This window comes from Magnetospirillum sp. 15-1 (assembly GCF_900184795.1).
Taxonomy (GTDB): Bacteria; Pseudomonadota; Alphaproteobacteria; order Rhodospirillales; family Magnetospirillaceae; genus Phaeospirillum.
Genome location: NZ_FXXN01000028.1, coordinates 657,813 through 679,570, shown reverse-complemented (window position 1 = coordinate 679,570; position 21,758 = coordinate 657,813). Strand labels below are relative to the sequence as shown.

The 21,758-nt window shown below is 66.8% G+C and carries 25 protein-coding genes; 12 read left to right on the top strand and 13 right to left on the bottom strand.

All coding sequences use genetic code 11. The annotated features are described in order from the left end of the window. Positions 1–29 precede the first annotated feature (29 nt). The 3 genes from CP958_RS24465 to cysE are packed head-to-tail and all read right to left on the bottom strand — an operon-like array spanning position 30 to position 2,450. The gene (locus CP958_RS24465; RefSeq protein WP_096704772.1) at positions 30–1,163 is read right to left on the bottom strand and encodes a cysteine desulfurase family protein; all 1,134 of its coding nucleotides are present in this window, start codon (positions 1,161–1,163) and stop codon (positions 30–32) included. Between the two features lie 25 nt (positions 1,164–1,188). Beyond that, positions 1,189–1,662 (bottom strand): Rrf2 family transcriptional regulator, encoded by a 474-nt coding sequence (locus tag CP958_RS24460; RefSeq protein ID WP_011385406.1) that lies wholly within the window; start codon positions 1,660–1,662, stop codon positions 1,189–1,191. Next, complete coding sequence (gene cysE, locus CP958_RS24455; protein WP_096704771.1) at positions 1,659–2,450, bottom strand: serine O-acetyltransferase; 792 nt, start codon at positions 2,448–2,450, stop codon at positions 1,659–1,661. The genes CP958_RS24460 and cysE overlap by 4 nt, the downstream gene beginning before the upstream one ends. Positions 2,451–2,660: 210 nt before the next feature. Between cysE and CP958_RS24450 the strand changes: the two genes are divergently transcribed. Further along, positions 2,661–3,356, top strand: coding sequence for an alpha/beta hydrolase (locus CP958_RS24450; RefSeq protein ID WP_096704770.1), 696 nt, complete (start codon positions 2,661–2,663; stop codon positions 3,354–3,356). A gap of 42 nt (positions 3,357–3,398) precedes the next feature. On the opposite strand, the gene CP958_RS24445 is transcribed toward CP958_RS24450, so the two are convergent. Both CP958_RS24445 and CP958_RS24440 read right to left on the bottom strand, forming a co-directional pair. Further along, on the bottom strand, positions 3,399–3,725 hold the full coding sequence (locus CP958_RS24445) for a hypothetical protein (protein ID WP_242443133.1): 327 nt from the start codon (positions 3,723–3,725) through the stop codon (positions 3,399–3,401). Between the two features lie 13 nt (positions 3,726–3,738). After that, entirely contained in the window at positions 3,739–4,806 is a 1,068-nt protein-coding gene (locus tag CP958_RS24440; protein ID WP_096704768.1) for an anhydro-N-acetylmuramic acid kinase, read from the bottom strand. 77 nt (positions 4,807–4,883) lie between these two features. Between CP958_RS24440 and tyrS the strand changes: the two genes are divergently transcribed. After that, positions 4,884–6,131 (top strand): tyrosine--tRNA ligase, encoded by a 1,248-nt coding sequence (gene tyrS, locus CP958_RS24435; RefSeq protein ID WP_096704767.1) that lies wholly within the window; start codon positions 4,884–4,886, stop codon positions 6,129–6,131. A gap of 55 nt (positions 6,132–6,186) precedes the next feature. Here tyrS and cyaY read toward each other — a convergent pair whose 3' ends face one another. Then, positions 6,187–6,492: an iron donor protein CyaY gene (gene cyaY / locus CP958_RS24430; RefSeq protein WP_096704766.1), complete on the bottom strand. Its 306-nt coding sequence runs from the start codon at positions 6,490–6,492 to the stop codon at positions 6,187–6,189. 122 nt (positions 6,493–6,614) lie between these two features. On the opposite strand from cyaY, the gene rpmE reads away from it, so the two are divergent. Together rpmE and CP958_RS24420 are read left to right on the top strand one after the other, a co-directional pair. Continuing rightward, on the top strand, positions 6,615–6,848 hold the full coding sequence (rpmE, locus tag CP958_RS24425) for a 50S ribosomal protein L31 (protein ID WP_085375017.1): 234 nt from the start codon (positions 6,615–6,617) through the stop codon (positions 6,846–6,848). A gap of 209 nt (positions 6,849–7,057) precedes the next feature. Then, on the top strand, positions 7,058–8,806 hold the full coding sequence (locus tag CP958_RS24420; RefSeq protein WP_096704765.1) for an adenylate/guanylate cyclase domain-containing protein: 1,749 nt from the start codon (positions 7,058–7,060) through the stop codon (positions 8,804–8,806). Positions 8,807–8,934: 128 nt separating this feature from the next. Here the strand turns inward: CP958_RS24420 and CP958_RS24415 are convergent, their stop codons facing one another. Together CP958_RS24415 and CP958_RS24410 are read right to left on the bottom strand one after the other, a co-directional pair. After that, positions 8,935–10,587 (bottom strand): adenylate/guanylate cyclase domain-containing protein, encoded by a 1,653-nt coding sequence (locus CP958_RS24415; RefSeq protein WP_096704764.1) that lies wholly within the window; start codon positions 10,585–10,587, stop codon positions 8,935–8,937. Positions 10,588–10,618: 31 nt separating this feature from the next. Beyond that, positions 10,619–11,020 carry a DUF1465 family protein gene (locus CP958_RS24410; RefSeq protein WP_096704763.1) on the bottom strand — a complete coding sequence of 134 codons (402 nt, stop codon included), beginning with the start codon at positions 11,018–11,020 and terminating at the stop codon, positions 10,619–10,621. Between the two features lie 293 nt (positions 11,021–11,313). Between CP958_RS24410 and CP958_RS24405 the strand changes: the two genes are divergently transcribed. Further along, positions 11,314–11,508 (top strand): hypothetical protein, encoded by a 195-nt coding sequence (locus CP958_RS24405; RefSeq protein WP_096704762.1) that lies wholly within the window; start codon positions 11,314–11,316, stop codon positions 11,506–11,508. Positions 11,509–11,645: 137 nt separating this feature from the next. On the opposite strand, the gene CP958_RS24400 is transcribed toward CP958_RS24405, so the two are convergent. From CP958_RS24400 to CP958_RS24385, 4 genes are read right to left on the bottom strand one after another with little or no spacing between them, the layout of a single operon-like run. Next, entirely contained in the window at positions 11,646–12,506 is an 861-nt protein-coding gene (locus CP958_RS24400) for a substrate-binding domain-containing protein (RefSeq protein WP_096704761.1), read from the bottom strand. A gap of 13 nt (positions 12,507–12,519) precedes the next feature. Next, positions 12,520–13,329, bottom strand: a complete 810-nt coding sequence (locus CP958_RS24395) for a substrate-binding domain-containing protein (protein ID WP_096704760.1) — start codon at positions 13,327–13,329, stop codon at positions 12,520–12,522. 14 nt (positions 13,330–13,343) lie between these two features. Further along, complete coding sequence (locus tag CP958_RS24390; protein ID WP_096705040.1) at positions 13,344–14,072, bottom strand: ATP-binding cassette domain-containing protein; 729 nt, start codon at positions 14,070–14,072, stop codon at positions 13,344–13,346. Beyond that, a complete protein-coding gene (locus CP958_RS24385; RefSeq protein WP_197706452.1) occupies positions 14,069–14,773 on the bottom strand; it encodes an ABC transporter permease in 705 nt (234 codons plus the stop codon). The genes CP958_RS24390 and CP958_RS24385 overlap by 4 nt, the downstream gene beginning before the upstream one ends. A gap of 160 nt (positions 14,774–14,933) precedes the next feature. Between CP958_RS24385 and rimO the strand changes: the two genes are divergently transcribed. From rimO to CP958_RS26575, 3 genes are all read left to right on the top strand, one after another. After that, positions 14,934–16,280, top strand: coding sequence for a 30S ribosomal protein S12 methylthiotransferase RimO (gene rimO / locus CP958_RS24380; RefSeq protein ID WP_096704759.1), 1,347 nt, complete (start codon positions 14,934–14,936; stop codon positions 16,278–16,280). A 170-nt stretch (positions 16,281–16,450) separates the two neighbouring features. Then, positions 16,451–17,746, top strand: coding sequence for an ATP-binding protein (locus CP958_RS24375; protein ID WP_242443131.1), 1,296 nt, complete (start codon positions 16,451–16,453; stop codon positions 17,744–17,746). Positions 17,747–17,816: 70 nt separating this feature from the next. Next, positions 17,817–17,957 (top strand): hypothetical protein, encoded by a 141-nt coding sequence (locus CP958_RS26575; RefSeq protein ID WP_170959100.1) that lies wholly within the window; start codon positions 17,817–17,819, stop codon positions 17,955–17,957. A 1-nt stretch (position 17,958) separates the two neighbouring features. Here CP958_RS26575 and CP958_RS24370 read toward each other — a convergent pair whose 3' ends face one another. Further along, positions 17,959–18,990 carry a ParA family protein gene (locus tag CP958_RS24370; RefSeq protein ID WP_096704757.1) on the bottom strand — a complete coding sequence of 344 codons (1,032 nt, stop codon included), beginning with the start codon at positions 18,988–18,990 and terminating at the stop codon, positions 17,959–17,961. A gap of 107 nt (positions 18,991–19,097) precedes the next feature. Between CP958_RS24370 and CP958_RS24365 the strand changes: the two genes are divergently transcribed. From CP958_RS24365 to purB, 4 genes are read left to right on the top strand one after another with little or no spacing between them, the layout of a single operon-like run. Further along, positions 19,098–19,583 (top strand): MarR family transcriptional regulator, encoded by a 486-nt coding sequence (locus CP958_RS24365; RefSeq protein WP_096704756.1) that lies wholly within the window; start codon positions 19,098–19,100, stop codon positions 19,581–19,583. A gap of 58 nt (positions 19,584–19,641) precedes the next feature. After that, entirely contained in the window at positions 19,642–19,866 is a 225-nt protein-coding gene (locus tag CP958_RS24360; protein WP_096704755.1) for a DUF433 domain-containing protein, read from the top strand. Then, the gene (locus tag CP958_RS24355) at positions 19,848–20,240 is read left to right on the top strand and encodes a DUF5615 family PIN-like protein (protein ID WP_096704754.1); all 393 of its coding nucleotides are present in this window, start codon (positions 19,848–19,850) and stop codon (positions 20,238–20,240) included. Before CP958_RS24360 ends, CP958_RS24355 begins: the two co-directional genes overlap by 19 nt. Positions 20,241–20,297: 57 nt before the next feature. After that, positions 20,298–21,611, top strand: a complete 1,314-nt coding sequence (purB, locus tag CP958_RS24350) for an adenylosuccinate lyase (RefSeq protein ID WP_096704753.1) — start codon at positions 20,298–20,300, stop codon at positions 21,609–21,611. The last annotated feature ends 147 nt before the right edge of the window (positions 21,612–21,758 follow it).

Sequence of the window (21,758 nt, the reverse complement as noted above, 5' to 3'; positions counted from 1 at the left end):
TACCTTCTGTCGTTTTGATCAGACGGCCCCTAGGCCGCCTCCGAAACCTTCAGTCCCTTGTGCCGGGCCAGATCGGCCCAGGCGGTCAGGAACGCATCCACGTCTTCCATCCGGCTCGACCAGCCCAGGCTGACCCGGATGGCCGATCCCTTGACCCGCTCCTCCAGGCCCATGGCCGCCAGCACATGGCTGGGGGCCACCTTGCCCGAGGAACAGGCCGATCCGGCACTGACCGCGACACCGGCCAGGTCCAGCGCCATCACCTGCGTCCGCCCCTCCACGCCCGGCAGAACCAGGCAGGAGGTGTTGGGCAGACGAGGGGCGCCAGCCCCGATCACCGCCGCGTCGGGAACCAGACGCAGGGCGTCCCGTTCCAACCGGTCACGCAGAGCACGTACACCACATGTGGTGTCGGCCGCCGCCAAATCATCCCCCGCCAGTTGGGCGGCGACGCCCAATCCGACGATGCCCGCCACATTCTCGGTTCCGGCCCGGCGGCGGCGCTCCTGCCCTCCACCCAGCAAGATCGGTGCCAGTGTGCGGCCGGATTCGGCGAGAATCAGCGCTCCCGCCCCGGCCGGTCCCCCCATCTTGTGAGCGGAAACCGTCAGGATATCCGCCCCCAGTTCGCTGAGGGAAACCCAGATACGCCCCGCCGCCTGGGCGGCATCGCAATGAAGCCATGCGCCATGCGCATGAATGATACGGGCCGCCTCGGCCACCGGCTGGACGATTCCGGTCTCGTTGTTGGCCAGCATCAGCGATACCAGGGCCGGGCGGGTATTGGCCGCCAGCAGGCAATCCAGGGCGCCGAGATCGACGACGCCGTCACGGGTGACCGGAACCCGCTCCGCCTCGACGGCGGAGTCGAGAATGGAGGGATGCTCGATGGAGGACACCAGCAGCCGGGACCGCCCGCAGCCCCTCAAGGCCAGGGCGTTGGCCTCGGTGCCGCCCGAGGTGAAGACGATGCCGGCGGGGTCGGCGCCCACCAGGCCGGCCAGTTGCCGCCGTGCCGTCTCGACCCGGGCGCGCGCCGCCCGCCCGTAGACATGGACGGAGGACGGGTTGCCGGGCTCGGCCAGGGACTCGACCATCGCGGCCGCCACCTCGGGGCGCACGGGGGCGCCGGAATTATAATCGAGGTAGACGGCCCTGCTCACTGCGATCCAGCCTTTCCTTAAGATCCTACTGGGCCGCCACGGCGCCCGACGGCGCGGCGGTGCCGTGGAACATGCCCGAGCTGCCCAGGATACGGCGCTCGCACACGTCGGCCAGCGAAACCGAGCTGAGATAGAGATAAATCTGGTTGCCCAGCTCTTCCCACAGGTCATGGGTCAGGCAGCGGCCCTTGTTGTTGTGGCAGCCGGCCGGCGAGCCGGGCGAGCAGCGGGTGGTCTGGATCGGTTCGTCCACCGCCAGGATAATGTCGGAAATGCGCGTCTGTTGTGGGATTCGCGACAAAAGATAGCCGCCGCCCGGCCCGCGCACGCTCTTGACCAGCCCGCCCTTGCGAAGCTTGCCGAACAGCTGCTCGAGATAGGAAAGCGAAATCTCCTGACGCTCGGCGATGTCGGCCAGAGCCACCGGGCTTCCCTCGGAATGGCTGGCCAGATCCACCATGGCCATGACGGCGTAGCGTCCCTTGGTACTGAGTTTCACGATATCGTCTCCCGTTCCAGATGTCGGCCGGTTGTCCCGCCGGCCGGGGTGTTTAGCGTTTCGATGTGAATGGTCTTGTCGCCCATGTCAGCCGCTTCCGGCTGGGAGAGGCGGGCACAGGCCTGGGTCGGATGCCCGTGCAATTCGGTCTCCAGTTCCTTGACCCGCTCCATCAGGGTGGCGACCTGGGAGCGGACGCTGTCGATGGCGCGGGCCACCGGATCGGGCAGTTCCTCGCCCGGCAGGCCGTAGGCGCAGAACTCGCCTTCCTGGCGGCGCATCACCATGCGGGCCGGAATGCCCACCATGGTCACCCCCGGCGGCACGTCGGTCAGCACCACGGCGTTGGCGCCGATGCGCGCCCCCTTGCCCACCGTGATGGGGCCCAGCACCTGGGCGCCCGAACCGACGATCACTCCATCCTCCAAGGTGGGATGGCGCTTGCCCTTGTGCAGCGAGGTGCCGCCCAGCGTCACGCCGTGATAAAGCGTCACGTCGGCGCCGATCACCGCCGTCTCGCCGATCACCACGCCGGTACCGTGGTCGATGAAGAAGCGCGGCCCCAGTTGGGCGGCCGGGTGAATTTCGATCCCGGTGAGAATTTTTCCCACATGCGAGACGAAGCGCCCCGTCACCCGCAACCCATGATGCCAGCACCAGTTGGACAGGCGATGGAACATGAGCGCGTGCAGTCCGGGATAGCACAGCAACACCTCCAGCCAGGAATGGGCTGCGGGGTCGCGCCGGCGGATTGACGCAATATCTTCTTGAAGGGTCTTGAAAATCATAGCTCGCAATATGTTAATGTACGTCGCGACGGTCGTTAGCGATCGCCAGGGGAATGCCCGTTCGGGCGCAGCCATAACGAAGGTGAATATAGGATGCCCGACAAGGCCGGTCAAGATTGACGGGTTGAAATCCAATTTGCCGTTGTATTTTTCCCGACACCACCACTCAGGTTTGAGCGGGTGCCGGGCAAGGGAGATTGTACGCACGCCATGCCTGAAGTGATTTTCAATGGACCCGACGGCCGCCTCGAGGGCCGCTACCATCACGGCAAGTCGCCGAACGCCCCGCTGGCCCTTCTGCTTCACCCGCACCCGCAGCACGGCGGGACCATGAACAACAAGGTGGTTTACGCCCTGTATCATGCCTTCGTGCGCCGCGGCTTCTCGACGCTGCGGTTCAATTTCCGCGGCGTGGGCCGCAGCCAGGGCAAGTTCGACAACGGCCAGGGCGAGCTGTCCGACGCCGCCTCGGCGCTGGACTGGATGCAGTCGTTCAACGCCAACGCCTCGGCCTGCTGGGTGGGCGGCTTCTCGTTCGGCGCCTGGATCGGCATGCAGCTGCTGATGCGCCGCCCCGAGATCGACGGCTTCGTCTCGGTGGCCCCGCCCGCCAACGTCTTCGACTTCTCGTTCCTGGCGCCCTGCCCGTCGTCCGGCCTGATCGTTCACGGCACCGCCGACGATCTGGTGCCCGAGCCCGCCGTGGCCAAGCTGGCGGCCAAGCTGGCCACCCAGCGCAACATCAAGGTCCGCTACCAGACCATCGAGGGGGCCAACCACTTCTTCGGTACCCATCTGGATGCCCTGGACGGCATGGTGGATTCCTACCTGGGCGAGTCCATCGTGGCGCGTCCCGTGCCCCCGCCCCCGGCGCCCGAGCCGGAACTGGCCGTGGCCCTGCCTTAAGACGTCGAACCCCCGCGAAAGCGGGGGTTTTCGTTTGCGGGATCAGTTGATGGCCGAGCAGTTGACCTGGGCCAGCCGCTTCCACTGGGCGGGCTTGGCGCCCTTGCCCACCGAGGTCATGTCGATGACATGGGCCTGGAACACCCGCGCCTGATGGGGCCGCACCAGCCGGCACATGACGGCGGCGTACTGGTCCCAGGCGATGGCGGTCTCGTTCTTCACCACCACATAGAGATTGCCGCGGTCGTCGATGGAGGCGTCCAGCACCTTGGGCTGGGCGCGCACCGACGCGATGGCGGAGGCCTGATCGGCCCGGGCGCCGGAGGAGGCGAGCAGCAGCAGGCATAGGGCGGCGAACATGGGACGCATGGAAGCTCTCCACTCATGGGGCATGATGGCGGCCGCCGGTCTGGGGGACGGGCACGCCGGTAGTCTCGGGATAGGTCAGCACCTTGCCGGCCAGCGAGCGCACCGCCAGGAAGGCGAAGGCCTGGGCCTCCAGCGCGTCACCGTTCCAGCCCACCGCCTCGACCGGTTCGACCGGGGCGGGCAGGGCGCGGCCCAGCGACTTCATCATCTCGGGATTGTGCCGCCCACCGCCGGTGACCAGCCAGCGCTTGACCGGGCGGGGGAAGGCATAGGCGGCCAGGGCCACCGAGGCGGCGGTGAAGGCGGTCAGCGTCGCCGCCCCGTCCTCGGGCGAGGCGCCCTTGACCAGTTCCCAGGCCAAGGCGTGGAACTCGTCGCGGTCCAGGGATTTGGGCGGCTGGCGGTCGAAATAGCCGTGGTGCAGGAAGGCCTCGACCGCGTCGCGGATCACCCGCCCGCCCGCCGCCAGTTGACCGTCCACGTCCACCGGCCGGCCGGTATGGGCCTGGGCCCAATCGTCGATCAGGGCGTTGCCCGGCCCGGTATCGAAGGCCAGCAGCGAGCCGTCCTCGCCAATCCAGGTGACGTTGCCCACCCCGCCCAGGTTGAGCACCGCCAGGGGCGCCTCCAGGCGGGCGGCCAGGGCGCGGTGATAGACCGGCACCAGCGGCGCCCCCTGCCCTCCGGCGGCCACGTCGGCCGAACGGAAGTCGTTGACCACCGCGATGCCGATCTCGGCGGCCAGCAGGGCGCCGTCGCCGATCTGCCATGTGCGGCGCTCGTGGGGGGCATGCAAGATGGTATGGCCGTGAAAGCCGGCCACCGCCACCGAGCCGGCGGCGATACCGTGCCCGGCCAGGAAGTCGCGGACCACCCGCGCGTGGAACAGGGTGAAGTCGCGCTCGACCTCGGCCACCGGGCCGTCGCCGCCCAGCACGCCCATCAGGGCGAGGCGCTGCTCGGCGCCATAGGGAATGGTGGCGGCCGGTCCCAGACGGCCCACCGTCTCGCCGTCGGTGTCCACCAGGGCGATATCGACCCCGTCGAGCGAGGTTCCGCTCATCAGCCCCAACGCCAGCATTGCGTCCCCCCGATTGTCGCGACCACCCGATTGTGATAAACGAGCGGCCTCTTCCCAGCAAGCCGAACGGGCATCCTATGACCAGCCTCAAGTCCGATTTCCTGCGTATCGTCACCGAACGCGGCTACATGCACCAGTGCACCGACCTGGAAGCGCTGGACAAGCGCCTGACCGAAGGATGCCAGGCGGCCTATATCGGCTTCGACTGCACCGCCACGTCGCTGCATGTCGGCGGCCTGATGCAGATCATGCTGCTGCGCTGGTGGCAGAAGACCGGCCACAAGCCCATCGTGCTGATGGGCGGCGGCACCACCCGCATCGGCGACCCCACCGGCAAGGACGAGTCGCGCAAGATGCTGACCGACGAGGTCATCGCCACCAACATGGCGGGCATCAAGACGGTGTTCACCAAGTATCTGGCGTTCGGCGAGGGCAAGACCGACGCCCTGATGGTCAACAACGCCGACTGGCTGGACAAGCTGAACTACATCGACTTCCTGCGCGATTACGGCCACCACTTCACCATCAACCGCATGCTGACCTTCGATTCGGTCAAGCTGCGGCTCGAGCGCGAGCAGCCGCTGACCTTCCTCGAGTTCAACTACATGCTGCTGCAGGGCTACGACTTCGTCGAGCTGTTCCGCCGCAACAAATGCATCCTGCAGATGGGCGGCTCGGACCAGTGGGGCAATATCATCAACGGCGTCGAGCTGGGCCGCCGCGCCGATCAGGCCGAGCTGTTCGGCCTGACCAGCCCGCTGCTCACCACGTCCTCGGGCGCCAAGATGGGCAAGACCGTCAACGGCGCCGTCTGGCTGAACGACGACATGCTGAGCACCTGGGAGTTCTGGCAGTACTGGCGCAACACCGAGGACGCCGATGTCGGCCGCTTCCTCAAGCTCTACACCGAACTGCCGCTGGACGAGATCGCCCGGCTGGAGAAGCTCGAGGGTGCCGAGATCAACGAGGCCAAGAAGGTCCTGGCCAACGAGGTCACCCGCCTGTGCCACGGCGATGCCGCCGCCCAGCAGGCCGCCGAGACGGCGCGCAAGACCTTCGAGGAGGGTGTCGCCTCCACCGACCTGCCGACCATCGAGATTCCGGCCGCCGAGCTGGCGGCGGGCCTTCCCGCCTATGCCCTGTTCGTCCGCGCCGGTCTGGCCGCCTCCAACGGCGAGGCCAAGCGCCTGCTGAAGGGCGGCGGCGGCAAGGTCAACGATCAGGCCGTGGACGAGGCCCGGCCGGTGGGCAGCGCCGACCTCAAGGACGGCGCCGTCAAGCTCACCGCCGGCAAGAAGCGCCATATTCTGGTGAAGGCGGTCTAAGCCCGGCTTTCTCCCCCGTCACCCCGGCCCAATGCCGGGGTGACGATCGAAGCCTCTATACCACCACGCCGATCTCGGCCAGCAGCAGGCCCAGCAGTTCCACCTCGGCGTTACGGGTGGAAACCCAGCGTTCGCCGGTCCAGCCAAAGTGGTGGGCGCCGCTCTTGGGCGACGACAGCCAGATTTCGCGGTTGGGCGAGTGCTTGTTGATGACGTACTGGCCGATGCCCGGCAGGGTGAGCGTCAGGATGCCCGCGTGCAGGTCCGCCTCGGCATCGTCCATGGCGTCCTCGACCGCGTCGGCGATGCGTTCGAGCAACGGGTCGGCAAGGCTGGCGAAACGGCTTTCATCGAGACTCATCGGACATCTCCGGGCTAAGGGGAGCGGATGCTAACCTGAATTGCGCTCCCGGGTGAAGGACCGCTTGCGCCCGGTCCTGGTTTTGGCTATATACGCGCCTTCGATTTGCGGAGCTTCAGGCTATGAAGGACAACATTCATCCCGACTACCACGAGATCAACGTGGTGATGACGGACGGCACCGAGTACAAGACCCGGTCCACCATGGGTAAGGCCGGCGACACCCTGCGCCTGGACATCGACCCCAAGTCGCACCCGGCCTGGACCGGCGTGCACCGTATGGTCGATACGGCCGGCCAGTTGGCCAAGTTCAAGAAGCGCTTCGAAGGCTTCGGCATCAAGTCGACCAATTCCTAAGATGGATTGGGGATGCCGGGTTGGCTTCGGCCCTCCGGCATTTGCCTGCGCTAAGTTATCAGACTGCACGATCGGCCGGCATTATCGCCGGCCGAAAGTGTTTGCTGTGGACTTCTTGACGTTCAGCGGGTAGAGCAAATTTTTAATAAGGGAGCTGCCATACTCCCTGCCCGATTTGTAATTGAAGGCCAGACGGTGATTGGGCGGACATGATCATCGTTCATTTTGAAGTCTACGTCATGGAAGGCCGGGGGTGGATGCTGCACGCACGCTTCCCGCGGCTGGAGCGTGACGAGGCTGTCCGCGAAGCCAAGGAGCTGGAGAGCACCCTCGGCGTGCGCACCAAGGTGCTGCGCGAAACCTATAACACCGACACCAATGTGTTCGACGAGGCCGAGGTCTACCTGTCCGGCCACAACGTCCAGGTCAAGAAAATCGCCGCGGCGGGCCGTGGTGCCGCCGGAGGCGGAGGCAGGGCCGGCGGCAGGGAGCGCGATTCCGGCAAGGGCGGCAATGCCGCCAGGACGGCCGCCGCCAGACGGGCGGCCAAGGCGCGGGCCAGCGGCCCCAGCATGGGAGCCGGCGCCGCCATCCTGCGCCTGACCGTCATCTTGCTGGTGGCGTCGGGCCTGGGGCTAGGGGCGCTCCGCATGGTGCCGTCGGCCGTCGTCTTTCTCTACGACTACGGCTACCGCGTCACCCCCGATGAATACGGGCAGTTGCTGATGGTGGTGTTCGGTCTGGTCTTCCTGATGACCGCCGTGCCGCTGGGTCTGCGCTTCATGCCGCGCAACGCCAATATCCAGTTCAACCGCTCCACCTCCGTGGCCGCGCCGCCGCCCCGGCCCCAGCCGTCCGAGGCGGTGAAGAAATCGCTGAACAAGCTGGCCAAGAAGGCCGAGGCGGAGATGATCCCCGAGACCTGGGGCGACGATCCCGAGCCTGAACCGGAGCCCACGCCGCCGCCGCCGGCCGAGGAGGAACCGCCGCCGTTCCCGGCCGCCCCGGCCGAGGAACCCTCGCCCGAGGCGGCGGCGGTGGAATCCCTGCCCACCACTCCGGTCCTCGAGGCCACCAAAAAGGTTACCGGCCGCTTCGTGGACAAATCCATGGAGATCATCCGTCAGGTGGCGCCCAGCACCGACAAATACACCACCTTCGGTCTCAACCTGTTCATGGCCGGCGCCGTCCAGACCATCGCCCGCACCCAGAAACTTGATTCGGGCGGACAGCGCAAACTGCTGAAATCCATCCTCGAGAAGCTGGGCACCCCGGGCGACCACGCCGCCATCTTCTACGACAAGGTGCCGGAATACATATCCGAACAGCGCTATGCCCGCATGTTCGACTCCGGCAAATCAGCCATGGAATCCTGGTCGGAGGGCGACGAAGGCACGCCGATGATCAAGCTCCAGACCTCGCTCAAGGACTGGAACAAGCCGGCCACCGAGAAGAAGCCCTCCATCATGACGGTGATGTTCACCGACATGGTGGGCTCCACCGACCTCACCCAGGCGCGCGGAGATCAGGCCGCCCAGGAGATCGTGCGCAAGCACAACGCCATCGTGCGCACCGCGCTGACCCAGTTCGCCGGCCACGAGGTCAAGCATACCGGCGACGGCATCATGGCCTCGTTCGCCTCGGCCGCCAACGCGGTGGAGGCTACCGTCCAGATCCAGCGCCAGGTCACCGCCCACAACGAGAAGCAGCCCAACCTGCCGCTCCATCTGCGCATCGGGCTCAATGCCGGCGAGCCCATCCAGGAGGAGGACGACCTGTTCGGCTCCACCGTCCAACTGGCCGCCCGTGTCTGCGCCGCCACCCAGTCGGACCAGACGCTATGCACCCAGGTGGTCAAGGACCTCGCCGCCGGCAAGGGCTCGTTCACCGACGGCGGCATGCACGCCCTGAAGGGCTTCCGCGATAAATTCCAGTTGTGGGAAGTGCTCTGGCGCTAGCTATAGCGTGATGCCCAAAATGTGCATCACGCTATAGGCCTTGTCATTGTCCCTCGCCGGGCGGGCGCATCCGCGCCCTTGGCCGCGCCCTCAACGGGCGGCCCGCCTCATATTCGAGGCGCGCCGCTCTAGCCGGGGATCGCCGCGAAGGCCAGGAACTCCACCGGCTCGACACGCCCCTTGACCACCACCTGATGCCGGGGCTCGCCGGGGAAATCCAGCCCCCCGGCGGCGGCGGCCGCCGCCGACAGCACCAGCAGGCAATCCTGGTCCTTGGTCAGCCCCTCGAGGCGGGCCGTGGTGTTGACGGTATCGCCGATGGCGCTGACGATCTGGGCGCCGGGCGGCCCCATGGTGCCGACGATGGCCTCGCCGTAATGGATACCGATTCCCATGCGCAACGGCGCCGCCAACTCCATGGCCAGTTCGGCGTTCAAGGTCTCCAGCCCGGCCACCATCCGACGCGCCCCGGCCAGGGCCGCCGCCACCGCCTTGCGCGCATCCGCCGTCTTCAGCCCGTACAGGGCCATCAGCCCGTCGCCGGTGAAGTTGGAATAGTGCCCGCCGGTGGCCGCCAGCGCCCGGGTCATCTGCTGGAAGAACCGGTGCAGGATGAACAGCATGTCGTAGGGCATCTTGGCCTCACCCAGGGTGGTCGAGCCGCGCAGGTCGACAAACATCACCACCACGTGGCGCTCGCGCCCGTCCATCCCGCCATGCAGCCGCCCGTCGGCGGCGGCGGCGTCGGAGGGCAGCAGCGGCAGGATCGCGAGGTCGTGCTCGGGCCGCAACTGGCAGGCCAGACGAACCTCGGGCGGCGCCTCGATGCGGCTCAGGGCGGCGGCCTCCAGCGCGCCGGGCGGGGGCAGCCGGTCGCACCCGGCGCGGACCCGCACCCGGCAGGTGGTGCACCGCGCCTTGCCGCCACAGGCCGAGGCGTGGGGAATGCCATGATCCTGCAGGGTCTCCAGCACCGTGGCCCCCGGCATCATGCGCATCACCCGACCGGAGGAATGGGTGAGCTGCGGGCGCCTGCCGCCGCCCAGGCGGCGCGCGGCGCGGGCGGCGAGCGGCACCACGATCAGCAGGAAATGCAGGCCGGAGCCCACCAGCATCAGGCGCAGGGTATCGGCCGACGTGGTGGGTCCCATATGGGCCTCGGCCAGAATTCGCGCGGTCCAGGCCGGATCGCCCGCCGCCCGTATCACCGAACTGCCGCCGGAAATCCAGCCGGCCAGGGCCAGGGTGGGAATCACCACCGCCAGGGCCAGCAATCCGGCCTGGGTGCGCTGGTACCATCCCTTTCCGGCAAAGCGCAGGTGCAGCCCGGCGCAGGCATGGCCCCAGACCACCAGGACCAGGATGCCCTGGACCACGCCCTTCCAGGGGCTCAGCACCCATTGGCTCAGCAGTACCGAGGGATAGCCGGGCTCGAGGTCAAGGAACACCTCGCCCAGGCGGGTGCCGCTCAGATGCACCATCATCAGGAAAGGGATGGATACCCCCAGCCCCAGTTGCCACGCCTCGGTGCTCCCCATGCGCAGGGTGCGGCGCTCATACACCGCCCACAGGGCGTTGACGTAGTGGGTCAGACCGGCGGTGAGCAGCAATCCGGTGCCGACGGCGCCCTCCCACGGCTCCATCAGCAGGTCATGCCCGGCGATGGCCGCGTCCAGGGACACCAGGGCCAGCATATGGTTGACCAGATGGCAAACGACAAAGCCCAGAATGACCAGTGCCCCGGCAAGGCGCAGGTCGGCCCGTAACCCCAACGACGCCATGTCGTTTGAAATCCTTTTGATTAATGCGGTCTCAGTGCAGCACCCGCTGCACCATCATCTCTTCCAGCCGCGCCACCCGGACGTACAGGCGGTAGGAACGGTCCATCAGGCTGCGCAGGTGATTGGGCAGGGTCTCGTCGCAACTGAAGCTCTCGTCCAGGCAGACATCGGCCCCCGACAGGCGGCATTCGTCGCGCAGCGCCTCCTCGGCCTCCACCTCGCCCTCGTGCACGGCCCGCTGGAGCATCAGCCAGGCCATCACCTGGGTCAGCCGCGAGGTGACCCGCATGGCCTCGCAACTCATGCGCAGGCCGATCATGCCGCCGACCCGCTCGCGCTCGCGACGTTCGGCGAAAGTCAGATAATTGCGGGCCTCGACCATCAAGGTCATGGTCTCGTCGTAGGTCCTGCGAAAAAAAGCGGGCTGGGGCATGCGCTTTTCTCCATACCAACGCCCGTTCGTCGCGGCGGAAACAACGGCCAGCGAACTTGGCCCATGCCCCTCTAAGGTGACACTTCCGCCGCATGACTTCAACCGTTGCCTTGCCGAAATCACTTTCCGTTACACAGGATTCCCACCCGGCATGTGGGGATATATCCACCCGAAAGCCCAATCATAAAGCATAAATTTATGTAAAATTTTATGTGTGAAGGGCATCACGGAAAAATGACAACTATTATAGTAATATAAAGTCAGTTGTTAACTTCATACCCGGCTGGTCCATCATGCGCTACGTCATCCATGAATCATTCGACAAGAGCGAAATCAACCGCTGCTTTGAGGCGGACATCTGCCCGACCATCGGCAAGGCTCTGCGGACCCGAAGCGGTAAATGGTATCGAATCCAGGATGTCGCCTGGTACCGCGACCCCTTCGACCATCACCCGAACATCCGCGTTCTGCTGGCGCGCATCCAGTAGAACACTGGCTCTTGGCAAGCAGAGACGCAAAAAGGGCGGTGTCCCCGGCCAGCCGCGGGGGCACCGCCCTTTCCCTTTTCGGGCATCCCGCCAGCCAACCCCTTCCCAAGCGCAAGCCAAGGAGCCTTCAACGGGTATCACAGTCCCGGCGGCCGCACCTTGGGTCCCGCATTGGCGAAGAACAGCGCCGCGCCGTACTCCGCCCGACCGAAACCGGCGATCAGGGCCTGCGCCTCGTCGCCCACCAGCCAGTCGGCGAAGCGCTGCGCCCCGGCGGCGTTGGCCTTGGGGAAACGTTCGGGATTGGTGCGGATGACGGCGATGAAGTTGAACAGGTCCGGGTGGTTCTCGACCAGCAGAGCCAGCGACAGCTTGGCCTTGAGGACGACCCAGGTGGCGCGGTCCATCAGCACGTAGGCGCCGCGTTCATCGGCATGCCGCAGGGTGGGGCCGTTGCCGCTGGAGCCTTTCTCGAACACTTCGTACCAGACGCCGCCAGGCTGAATGCCCGCCTTGTCCCACAGGGCCTTTTCCGCCACGTGGGTGCCGGAATTGTCGCCCCGGGTGACGAAGCGGGCGCCGGCCTCGGCGATGCGCCGCAACGCCGCCTTGGGGTCGCTCGTCCCCTTGATGCCGGCGGGGTCGGCGGCCGGCCCCAACAGGACGAAGTCGTTGTACATGACGTCGCGGCGGTCGATCCCGAAGCCGTCGGCCATGAACTTCTTTTCCAGCGACAAGGCGTGGACCATCACCAGATCGAACTCGCCCCGCTTGGACATCTCCAGGGTGGCGCCGGTCCCGGCCCCCACGAAGCGCACCACCACGCCGGTGCGGGCGTGGAAGGCCGCGGCCAGGGCGGGCACGATGCCGGCGTCGACGGGGCCGATGGTGCTGGCCAGCAGCACCACCTCGGACGGCTCGGCCGCCCCCGCCCCATTGACCGCCCCCGCCGTGGCGACGGCCCCCAGCGCCGTACCGAGAAAAGCTCTGCGGTTCATGTCCCCTCCCCGCCTATTTGGCGTCGCCGAAGAACAGCTGCTCGCCATCGATCTTGAAGGCGGCGATGGCGGCCTGCCCCTGGGGACCGGTCAGCCACAGGTGCCAGGTCTTGGCGTCGGCGGCCTTGACGCCCTTATGCTTCTCGGGATTGACCAGGATCGAGCCGTAGGGATTGAACAGAGCCCTGTCGCCTTCCACCAGGATGCCTAAGGACTGGCGGTTCTTGAAGCTGGCCCAGGTGCCGCGATCGGCCAGGGCGTAGGCGTTCATGCCCGCCGCCGTGTTCAGCGTCGGCCCCATGCCGGCCCCCAGTTCGCGATACCAGCCGCCGCCGGCCTTGATATCGACCGCCGCCTTCTTCCACAGACGCAACTCGCTGCGGTGAGTGCCCGAATCATCACCGCGCGAGGCGAAGGGCGCCTTGGCGGCGGCGATCCTGGCGAAGGCGGCGGCGGCGTCCTTGCCGCCCTTGATGCCGGCCGGATCGGACGCCGGCCCCACCACCACGAAGTCGTTGTACATCACGTCGCGACGGTCGATGCCATAGCCCTCGGCCACGAACTTGTCCTCGCCGGCCCGGTCGTGGACCAGCAGGGCGTCGGCGTCGCCGCGCTCGCCCAGCTTGAGGGCCTGACCGGTACCCACCGCCACCACGCGGACCTCGATGCCGGTGGCCGCCTTGAATGCCGGCAGCAGATGGCCGAACAGCCCCGACTGCTCGGTGGACGTGGTCGACGCCAGGGTGATGAAGCGCTCCTCGGCCCCGGCGGGGGCCAGGGCCAGCGAAAACAGAGCCATGGCGGCAAGCAGCAGACGTTTCATGGGTCAGATCCTCCTCAACAAACCAGTTCGCCGGCCAGGAAGGCCCGCGCTTGGGCCGATTCCGGCCCCTTGAAGAATTCCGCCGCCGGGGCGCGCTCCACCAGGCGGCCACGGGACAGGAACACCACCTCGTCGGCCAGACGGCGGGCCTGGCCCAGATCATGGGTGGTCATGACGATCTTGGTGCCCGAGGCGTGGAACTCCTGCACCGCCATCTCCACCGACAGGGCGGCGGCGGGGTCCAGCGACGAGGTGGGCTCGTCCAGGAACAGAACCTCCGGCCCGGCGGCCCAGGCCCGCGCCAGGGCGAGGCGCTGCTGCTCGCCGCCCGACAGCACGCGGGCCGGGCGCGACGCCAGCGACGCGAGGCCGAAGCGTTCCAGCGCCTCCATGGCCAGCGGGCCACGGCGGCGCCATGGCACCCCGCGCAGGGCCAGGACATAGCGGATATTGGCCACCGCCGAGCGGCGCAGCAGCACCGGGCGCTGGAACACCATGGCCTGGCGGTGGCGCACCTTCTCGCCCTCGGCGGCGCCGCTCCAGCGGATGGAACCGGCACTGGGGGCCAGCAAGCCGTGGCACAGGCGCAGCAACAGGCTCTTGCCCGCCCCGTTGGGGCCGAGGATCACGGTGCGCACCCCCGCCTCCAGGCGGAGCGAAATGCCGTCCAGCAGGGAGCGGTCGCCGGCGGCGAAGCCGACCCGGTCCAGTTCCAGCGGCAGAATGGTGTCCGGCGCCCTCATCCCGTCCTCCGGCGCGCCCATTGGCCGACCAGGAACACCGCCGCGTTCACGGCGGTCACCAGGGCGATGAGGATCAGCCCCAGCCCGAGAGCCAGCGGCAGGTCGCCCTTGCTGGTTTCCAGGGCGATGGTGGTGGTCATGGTCCGCGTCACTCCCTTGATGTTGCCGCCGACGATCATCACCGCCCCCACCTCGGCGGCGGCGCGGCCGAACCCGGCCAGGATGGCGGTCAGCAGGCTGAACCGTCCATCCCACAGCAGGGTGATCATCCGCCCGGCGCCCGACACGTCCAACGAGCGAAGCTGCTCGCCGTATTCGTCCCACAGATCGGCCACCACCTGACGGGCCAGGGCGGCGACGATGGGCAGGACGAGAACCGTCTGGGCCACCACCATGGCGGTGGGGGTGAACAGCAGCCCGGCCTCGCCCAGCGGCCCGGCCCGGGACAGCAGCAGATAGATGCCGAGGCCCACCACCACCGGCGGCAGGCCCATGAAGGCGTTGAGCATCACCACCAGGGCACCGCGCCCGGGAAAGGCCGACAGCGCCAGCACCGCCCCCAGCGGCAGGCCGATCAGCCCGGCCAGCAACACCGCCATGCCCGACACCTGCACCGACAGCCGCACGATGCCCAGCATCTGCGGATCGAGGGTCAGGACAAGATCGACGGCCAGGGACAGGGCTTGGGACAGATCGGACATTTCGCGCCTTTTCTGTCCTATTGTGCATTCTTTCCGGATCGTTGTTAAGAAATGGATGTCTTATGTAAAGGTCGCAAGGGGAGGCCGGGCGCAAAGCTTGCTTTTCGCCACCGATATCCGCTAAGTCACGGCAATTCCTGACAGCAAGCGCGGTTTCCCCATGACTCAGACGAACCCCAAGGTTGGCATCGTCAGCCTCGGCTGCTCCAAGGCCCTGGTGGATTCCGAGCGCATCCTGACCAAGCTGCGGGCCGAGGGCTACGACATCTCCGGCAGCTATGACGGCGCCGACGTGGTGATCGTCAACACCTGCGGCTTCCTGGATTCGGCCCGCGCCGAATCGCTGGAAGCCATCGGCGAGGCCATCGCCGAGAACGGCAAGGTCATCGTCACCGGCTGCATGGGCGGCGACGAGAAGGCCATCCGAAGCGCCCACCCCTCGGTGCTGGCGGTCAGCGGCCCGCACCAGTATCAGGCGGTGGTCGAGGCGGTGCACGCCGCCGTGCCGCCGCTGCACGATCCCAAGCTGTCGCTGGTGCCGCCGGAAGGCCTGCACCTGACGCCGCACCACTACGCCTATCTGAAGATTTCCGAGGGCTGCAACAACAGCTGCTCGTTCTGCATCATCCCCGACATCCGCGGCCCCCTGGCCAGCCGCCCCGCCGCCGACGTGCTGGGCGAGGCCGAGCGCCTGGCCGAGGCGGGGGTGCGGGAACTGCTGGTCATCTCCCAGGATACCAGCGCCTACGGCCTGGACCTGCGCCATGCCGAAAGCACCTGGCGCGGCCGGCCGGTGCGTGCCCATCTGACCGATCTGGCCTCGGCGCTGGGCGAGTTGGGCATCTGGGTACGCCTGCACTACGTCTACCCCTATCCCCATGTGGACGAGGTCATTCCGCTGATGGCGGAAGGCAAGATCCTTCCCTACCTGGACATCCCGTTCCAGCACGCCAGCCCCCAGGTGCTGAAGGCCATGCGCCGCCCCGCCAACCAGGAGAAGGTGCTGGGCCGCATCCGCTCGTGGCGCGAGACCTGTCCCGACCTCACGCTTCGCTCCACCTTCATCGTCGGCTTCCCCGGCGAGACGGAGGAGGATTTCGACTCGCTGCTGGGCTGGCTGGAAGAGGCCCAGTTGGACCGGGTCGGCTGCTTCAAGTACGAGAACATCAAGGGCGCGCCGGCCAACGCGCTGGACGACCAGATCGACGAGGACGTCAAGGAGGAGCGCCACCAGCGCTTCATGGAAGCCGCCCGCCAGATCGCCGACGAGCGCGGCGCCTCCAAGGTGGGCACCCGCGTCGAGGTGATCATCGACGAGGTGGACGAGGAAGGCGCCATCGGCCGCTCCAAGGCCGACAGCCCCGAGGTCGACGGCGCCGTGTTCATGAACGGCGAGACCGACCTGTCACCGGGCGATCTGGTGATCGTCGAGGTGGAAGCGGCCGAGGATTACGACCTGTGGGGCGACGTGGTGGAACGGCTGCCGCCGCCCCGCCCCCGCCGCTGAACCCACCGCCGCCGAGGCCGAATTTAAATTATACCTTATTCACATTCGTGAATTTATCGCGTCATGCGATAATTGTCGGCGGCTGGATGGGATCGCCGATATTGACGCACGCCAATCATAGTACCTTTGCCACTTCGCCACGCGCCCTGGCGGTCCTCGGTCCGGACGGCATGCTGGCCCATGTGGGCGAGACCCTGTGCCGGGCGCTGGGCATGGCGGAGGCCCGGCTGATCGGCACCCGGCCCGGCTGGGTTGACGGCCCCGATTGCAGCCACACTCCTTTGCCCGGCGGCCAGATTCTGGTGGAACTGGCGCCGGAGGCGGAGACCCGTCTGCGCGACAGCCTGCGCATCAACGTCGAGATGCGGGCCATCATCGAGAATACCTTCGAGTTCATCGGCCTGCTGTCGCCCGACGGACGGCTGCTGGACGCCAACCGCACCGCGCTGGCCTTCATCGGCCTGGATTCCATCGCGCCGATCCTGGGCCTCCACTTCGCCGAAACGCCCTGGTGGGAGCATTCCCCCGAGGAGCGCGCCATGCTGCGCGATGCCGTCGCGCGGGCGGCGGCCGGGGAATTCGTACGGTTCGAGACCACCCATGTGGATGCCGACGGCGGCATCGCCTATGTGGATTTCTCCCTGAAGCCGGTGCCCGATCACGAGGGCAACATCCTGTTCCTGGTGCCCGAAGGCCGCGACATCACCCAGCGCAAGCGGGCCGAGGCCGCCCTGGTCTCCGCCAAGCAGGAGGCCGAGGCCGCCAACCGCGCCAAGTCACAGTTCCTCGCCACGGTAAGCCATGAACTGCGCACCCCGCTCAACGCGGTGATCGGTTTTTCCGAGGCCACCCTTGCCGGCGCGGTCGGCACCATGAACCTCGACCGCTATCTGGAGTACATGGACCTCATCCATTCCGCCGGATTGCATCTGCGCGCCCTGATCGAGGACATCCTCGACGTGTCGCGCATCGAGGCGGGCCGCACCGAGTTGGACGAGGAGGAGGCCGACCCCGCCGACCTGATCCGCACCGCCGCCCGGCTGCTGGAGCACAAGGCCGCCGTCACCGGCGTCGACCTGGTGGTGGACGTCGCCCCGGACCTTCCCCGCATGCGCCTCGACGCGCGGCGCATCCGGCAGGTCCTGCTCAATCTGACGGGCAACGCCCTCAAGTTCACACCCGGACCGGGCACGGTGACCATTTCCGCCCACCCCCTGCCGGGGGGTATCGAGATCGCGGTAAGCGATACCGGCATCGGCATCGCCCCCGAGCACCACGCCAAGGTCTGGCAGGCCTTCTATCAGGCCGATTCGTCGCTGTCGCGCCGCCATCAGGGCTCGGGCCTGGGGCTGGCCATCGTCCGCCATTTCGTCGAGGCCCACGACGGAACCGTCTCCCTGGACAGCGTTCCGGGCCAGGGGACCCGCATCGCGTTCCTGCTGCCCGCCTCGCGCATCGTCACCTAACCAAAGTCAAATACCAAACTATTCAGCTTGGTTATTCTCCCTGAGAAACAGCCACTCAGAGGAGGCGCACATGCGTAATTCCGACAGATCAGCTAAGGCTTTCCCCGTCCGCCTGTGGCGTCGCGTCGCCATCCAGGCCGCCTATCTGCTGGCGGTGGGAGCAAGCTTCACCCTCGCCCTGGCCGCCGGCATCACCCTGCTGGAAGGCTGAGTCAAATCGGCATGTACATCCAGCGGCCGAGGGCATAGCCGACGCAGCCGCCCAGCAGGATCAGCATGATCCCGACGCCGATCTTCCAGCGCAGGTCGGAGACCTCGGGCAGGATGTCCACCGTTTCGGCCAGTTGGTCGTCCCAGTTGGGGCCGGGAGCCGGCCCCGGCTCCATGGGCGGCGACTGGCGGATGGGGGGAAGTTCCTCTTCCTCCTCTTCCGGCATCGGCTCTACCGCCGCCCCCTTGGCGACGGCGACGCGCGGCTCCAGCATGTGGGCCTCGACGAAATCGGCCAGATCGGCATAGGCCTTGGCCGCCGGGCTTTCCGGGTCGAGGATCACCAGGGGCAGATCGCGGGCCGCCGCCTCCACCACCTTCATGTCGCGCGGCACCCGCACCGGCAGCACCCGGCCGCCGAACGAGGCGGTGACCGCGTCGGTGATGCGGTGCATGACGTCGCTGTCCTCGGTCATGGTGAACAGGATGCCCATGGTGTCGAGGTTACGGTTGAAGTGGGTGCGCACCCGCTGGATGTTCCACCACGCCTTGTGCAGGCCGTCGAGCGCCAGCGGCGCCGGCACCACCGGCAGGATCACCACGTCGGCCGCCACCGCCGCATTGACCGACAGGATGCCGAAGGCCGGTGGGCAATCGATCACCACCACGTCCACATCGGCCGGCGTGCTTTCCAGGGCGCGTTCGAGCGCGTATTGCGGCTCGGGCTTGACGGCGATCTCCACGTCGGCCCACGACAGATCATCGGAGCCGGCGACGAGACGCAGATTGGGATAGGGCGTGGCGCGCGAGGCATGGCTCACATCCACCTCGCCGCGCAGCAGCTGGTAGGCGCCGGTGGCCGCCGGCGCGGTCAGTCCCACGCTGGTCGAGGCGTTGCTCTGGGCGTCCAGATCGACCAGCACGACCTTGCGCCCCAGTTCGGCCAGACAGACCGCGAGGTTGACGCTGGTGGTCGTCTTGCCGATGCCGCCCTTCTGGTTGAACACCACCACGATTCTGGGCTTGGCGCTCACCGCTGATCCTCCCGCAGACTTCGCATCGGACAATACCCGGCGGGCGGGTCAAGCCGCAACCGGTCGTGGGGTATAGGGGGCTAATCGGCTGTTGTCGAGCCAAAGGAATGTCCCTATACTCCGCCCCCGTGAGCCAGCCATACTTCGACATAATTCGCTTGATCGAGCGCCTGCACAGACATTTCCTCGATGTCTTGCGTACGGAATTGCGTCGTCTGACCATCGAAGACATCAACGCTGTCCAGGCTTTGCTGCTTTATAACATCGGCGAAAACGAAGTGGTCATTCGTGACCTGAAGGATCGCGGCTACTATCAGGGCTCCAACGTTTCCTACAACATCAAGGCGCTGACCGAGTGCGGTTACTTGATGCAGGAGCGGTCGACCCATGACCGCCGCTCGGTTCGCCTCAAGCTGACCGACAAGGGCCTGTCCCTGTGCAATTCCATCCGCAAGCTGCAGGACGATCTGGCCGGCGTGCTGGGCGGTGACGAAAAGACGGCCGCCCAGTTGGACACCACGCTGGAGACCATGCAGCGTCTCGAGCGCACCTGGACCGATTTCGTCCATTACGGCCGCATCCGCAGCCTGTAAGATTGAACACTCTGCCCGCCGCCCCTATGTTTTCGGCGGGCATCAGGACGTCGGGGTGATGGCGATGGCATCGACGACAGTGGTCAGCAACTCGGAAATCCTGGGTGGAACCCCGGTGGTGGCCGGCACCCGCATCCCGGCCGATACCGTCCTGGCCGAGATCCGCACCGGCAAGAGCCGCTTCGAAATCTTCCGCGCCTATCCGTCCCTGCCCTCCGACGGCATCAATGCCTGCCTTGCCTGGGAAAAGGCGGGGCGCCCGTCATGCACGACCCCTTCCTGATCGACGAGTGCCTGTCGCCCGATCTGGTCGCCCTGGCCCATGCCCGGGGCCATGATGCCACGCATGTGGTCTTCCGGGGTCTTGCCGGCACGCCCGACCGCGATCTGCTGCCTATCATCCGCCACGAGGGCTTTATCTTCGTCACCAACAACGCCAAGGATTTCCTGAAGCTCTATGCCCGGGAGAACGTCCATGCCGGGCTGGTGGTGATCGTGCCCGGCGGCATTCCGACGGATATTCAGCTTCGCCTCTTCGCCTGCGTTCTCGACGTGGTGGAGCAGAAGACCGATCTGATGAATCGCATCGTCGAGGTCTATTCGGATGGTACCGTGGATATCCGCGACTGGCCGCAATCGGACCCACATCCACTTTAATCCCGGCCCTCTTCGTGGTATCTCCCCCTCCTCGATTGCTTGAGGAGGCCTTGCGCCATGATCCCCCGCTATTCCCGCGCTGAAATGACCAAGATCTGGGAGCCGGAAAACCGCTTCCGCATCTGGTTCGAGATCGAGGCCCACGCCTGCGACGCCCTGGCCGAGATCGGAGTGATTCCCAAGGAATCCGCCAAGACCATCTGGGAAAAGGGCGACAAGCCCTACACTCCCGCCCGTTCGGCCCGCATCGACGAGATCGAGGCGGAGACCAAGCACGACGTCATCGCCTTCCTGACCGAGCTGGCCGAGCATATCGGCCCGGATTCCCGCTTCGTGCACCAGGGCATGACGTCGTCGGACGTGCTGGACACCTGCCTCAACGTGCAGCTGACCCAGGCGGCCGACATCCTGCTGGCCGATCTGGAGCGGGTGCTGGCGGCGCTGGAGAAGCGGGCCTTCGAACTGAAGGACGTGGTGTGCATGGGCCGCTCCCACGGCATCCACGCCGAGCCGGTGACCATGGGCCTGAAATTCGCCACCTTCCATGCCGAGTTCCAGCGTAACCGCACCCGCCTGAAGGCGGCGCGCGAAGACATCGCCACCTGCGCCATCTCGGGCGCCGTGGGCACCTTCGCCAACATCGACCCCCGCGTCGAGGAATACGTGGCGGCCAAGCTGGGCCTGATGCCCGAGCCGGTCTCCACCCAGGTGATCCCGCGCGACCGCCACGCCCAGTTCTTCGCCACGCTGGGCGTCATCGCCAGCTCGGTGGAGCATCTGGCCATCGAAATCCGCCATCTGCAGCGCACCGAGGTGCGCGAGGCCGAGGAGTACTTCTCGCCCGGCCAGAAGGGCAGTTCGGCCATGCCGCACAAGCGCAATCCCGTCCTGACCGAAAACCTCACGGGGCTGGCCCGCATCGTGCGCGGCATGGTGATCCCGGCCATGGAGAACGTGGCCCTGTGGCACGAGCGCGACATCTCGCACTCCTCGGTGGAGCGCATGATCGGCCCCGACGCCACCGTCACCCTGGACTTCGCCCTGAACCGTCTGGCCGGCGTGGTGGAAAAGCTGGTGGTCTATCCCGAGGCCGTTGCCAAAAACCTCAACCAGTTGGGCGGGCTGGTGTTCTCGCAGCGCGTCCTGCTGGCTCTGACCCAGGCGGGCATGAGCCGCGAGGACAGCTACAAGGCGGTGCAGAGGAACGCCATGAAGGTGTGGCTCGAATCCGCCAACTTCCTCGACCTGCTCAAGGCCGATGCCGAGGTCGCGGCCAAGATTCCGGCCAAGACCCTGGAGGAACTGTTCGACCTGGGCTACCACACCAAGCACGTGGACACCATTTTCAGGCGGGTCTTCGGCCGCGCCTGACGCGGACCCGGCCATGCCGCGCCCGGATCGGGAGCGGCATGGCCGCGACGCAATACACGCTTGAGCTTTTCGCCTCCGTCACTCCCATGGACAGAGTGCGACCTCTGGGCTAATAATCCAGATAGTATTCAAGGGATTCGAACGGCA

Bases quoted from the DNA above. Each gene is read 5' to 3' on its own strand.
- cysE (WP_096704771.1), bottom strand. From the start codon at position 2,450: ATGATTTTCAAGACCCTTCAAGAAGATATTGCGTCAATCCGCCGGCGC.
- CP958_RS24450 (WP_096704770.1), top strand. From the start codon at position 2,661: ATGCCTGAAGTGATTTTCAATGGACCCGACGGCCGCCTCGAGGGCCGC.
- CP958_RS24445 (WP_242443133.1), bottom strand. From the start codon at position 3,725: ATGCGTCCCATGTTCGCCGCCCTATGCCTGCTGCTGCTCGCCTCCTCC.
- CP958_RS24440 (WP_096704768.1), bottom strand. From the start codon at position 4,806: ATGCTGGCGTTGGGGCTGATGAGCGGAACCTCGCTCGACGGGGTCGAT.
- tyrS (WP_096704767.1), top strand. From the start codon at position 4,884: ATGACCAGCCTCAAGTCCGATTTCCTGCGTATCGTCACCGAACGCGGC.
- cyaY (WP_096704766.1), bottom strand. From the start codon at position 6,492: ATGAGTCTCGATGAAAGCCGTTTCGCCAGCCTTGCCGACCCGTTGCTC.
- rpmE (WP_085375017.1), top strand. From the start codon at position 6,615: ATGAAGGACAACATTCATCCCGACTACCACGAGATCAACGTGGTGATG.
- CP958_RS24420 (WP_096704765.1), top strand. From the start codon at position 7,058: ATGATCATCGTTCATTTTGAAGTCTACGTCATGGAAGGCCGGGGGTGG.
- CP958_RS24415 (WP_096704764.1), bottom strand. From the start codon at position 10,587: ATGGCGTCGTTGGGGTTACGGGCCGACCTGCGCCTTGCCGGGGCACTG.
- CP958_RS24410 (WP_096704763.1), bottom strand. From the start codon at position 11,020: ATGCCCCAGCCCGCTTTTTTTCGCAGGACCTACGACGAGACCATGACC.
- CP958_RS24405 (WP_096704762.1), top strand. From the start codon at position 11,314: ATGCGCTACGTCATCCATGAATCATTCGACAAGAGCGAAATCAACCGC.
- CP958_RS24400 (WP_096704761.1), bottom strand. From the start codon at position 12,506: ATGAACCGCAGAGCTTTTCTCGGTACGGCGCTGGGGGCCGTCGCCACG.
- CP958_RS24395 (WP_096704760.1), bottom strand. From the start codon at position 13,329: ATGAAACGTCTGCTGCTTGCCGCCATGGCTCTGTTTTCGCTGGCCCTG.
- CP958_RS24390 (WP_096705040.1), bottom strand. From the start codon at position 14,072: ATGAGGGCGCCGGACACCATTCTGCCGCTGGAACTGGACCGGGTCGGC.
- CP958_RS24385 (WP_197706452.1), bottom strand. From the start codon at position 14,773: ATGTCCGATCTGTCCCAAGCCCTGTCCCTGGCCGTCGATCTTGTCCTG.
- rimO (WP_096704759.1), top strand. From the start codon at position 14,934: ATGACTCAGACGAACCCCAAGGTTGGCATCGTCAGCCTCGGCTGCTCC.
- CP958_RS24375 (WP_242443131.1), top strand. From the start codon at position 16,451: ATGCTGGCCCATGTGGGCGAGACCCTGTGCCGGGCGCTGGGCATGGCG.
- CP958_RS26575 (WP_170959100.1), top strand. From the start codon at position 17,817: ATGCGTAATTCCGACAGATCAGCTAAGGCTTTCCCCGTCCGCCTGTGG.
- CP958_RS24365 (WP_096704756.1), top strand. From the start codon at position 19,098: ATGTCCCTATACTCCGCCCCCGTGAGCCAGCCATACTTCGACATAATT.
- CP958_RS24360 (WP_096704755.1), top strand. From the start codon at position 19,642: ATGGCGATGGCATCGACGACAGTGGTCAGCAACTCGGAAATCCTGGGT.
- CP958_RS24355 (WP_096704754.1), top strand. From the start codon at position 19,848: ATGCACGACCCCTTCCTGATCGACGAGTGCCTGTCGCCCGATCTGGTC.
- purB (WP_096704753.1), top strand. From the start codon at position 20,298: ATGATCCCCCGCTATTCCCGCGCTGAAATGACCAAGATCTGGGAGCCG.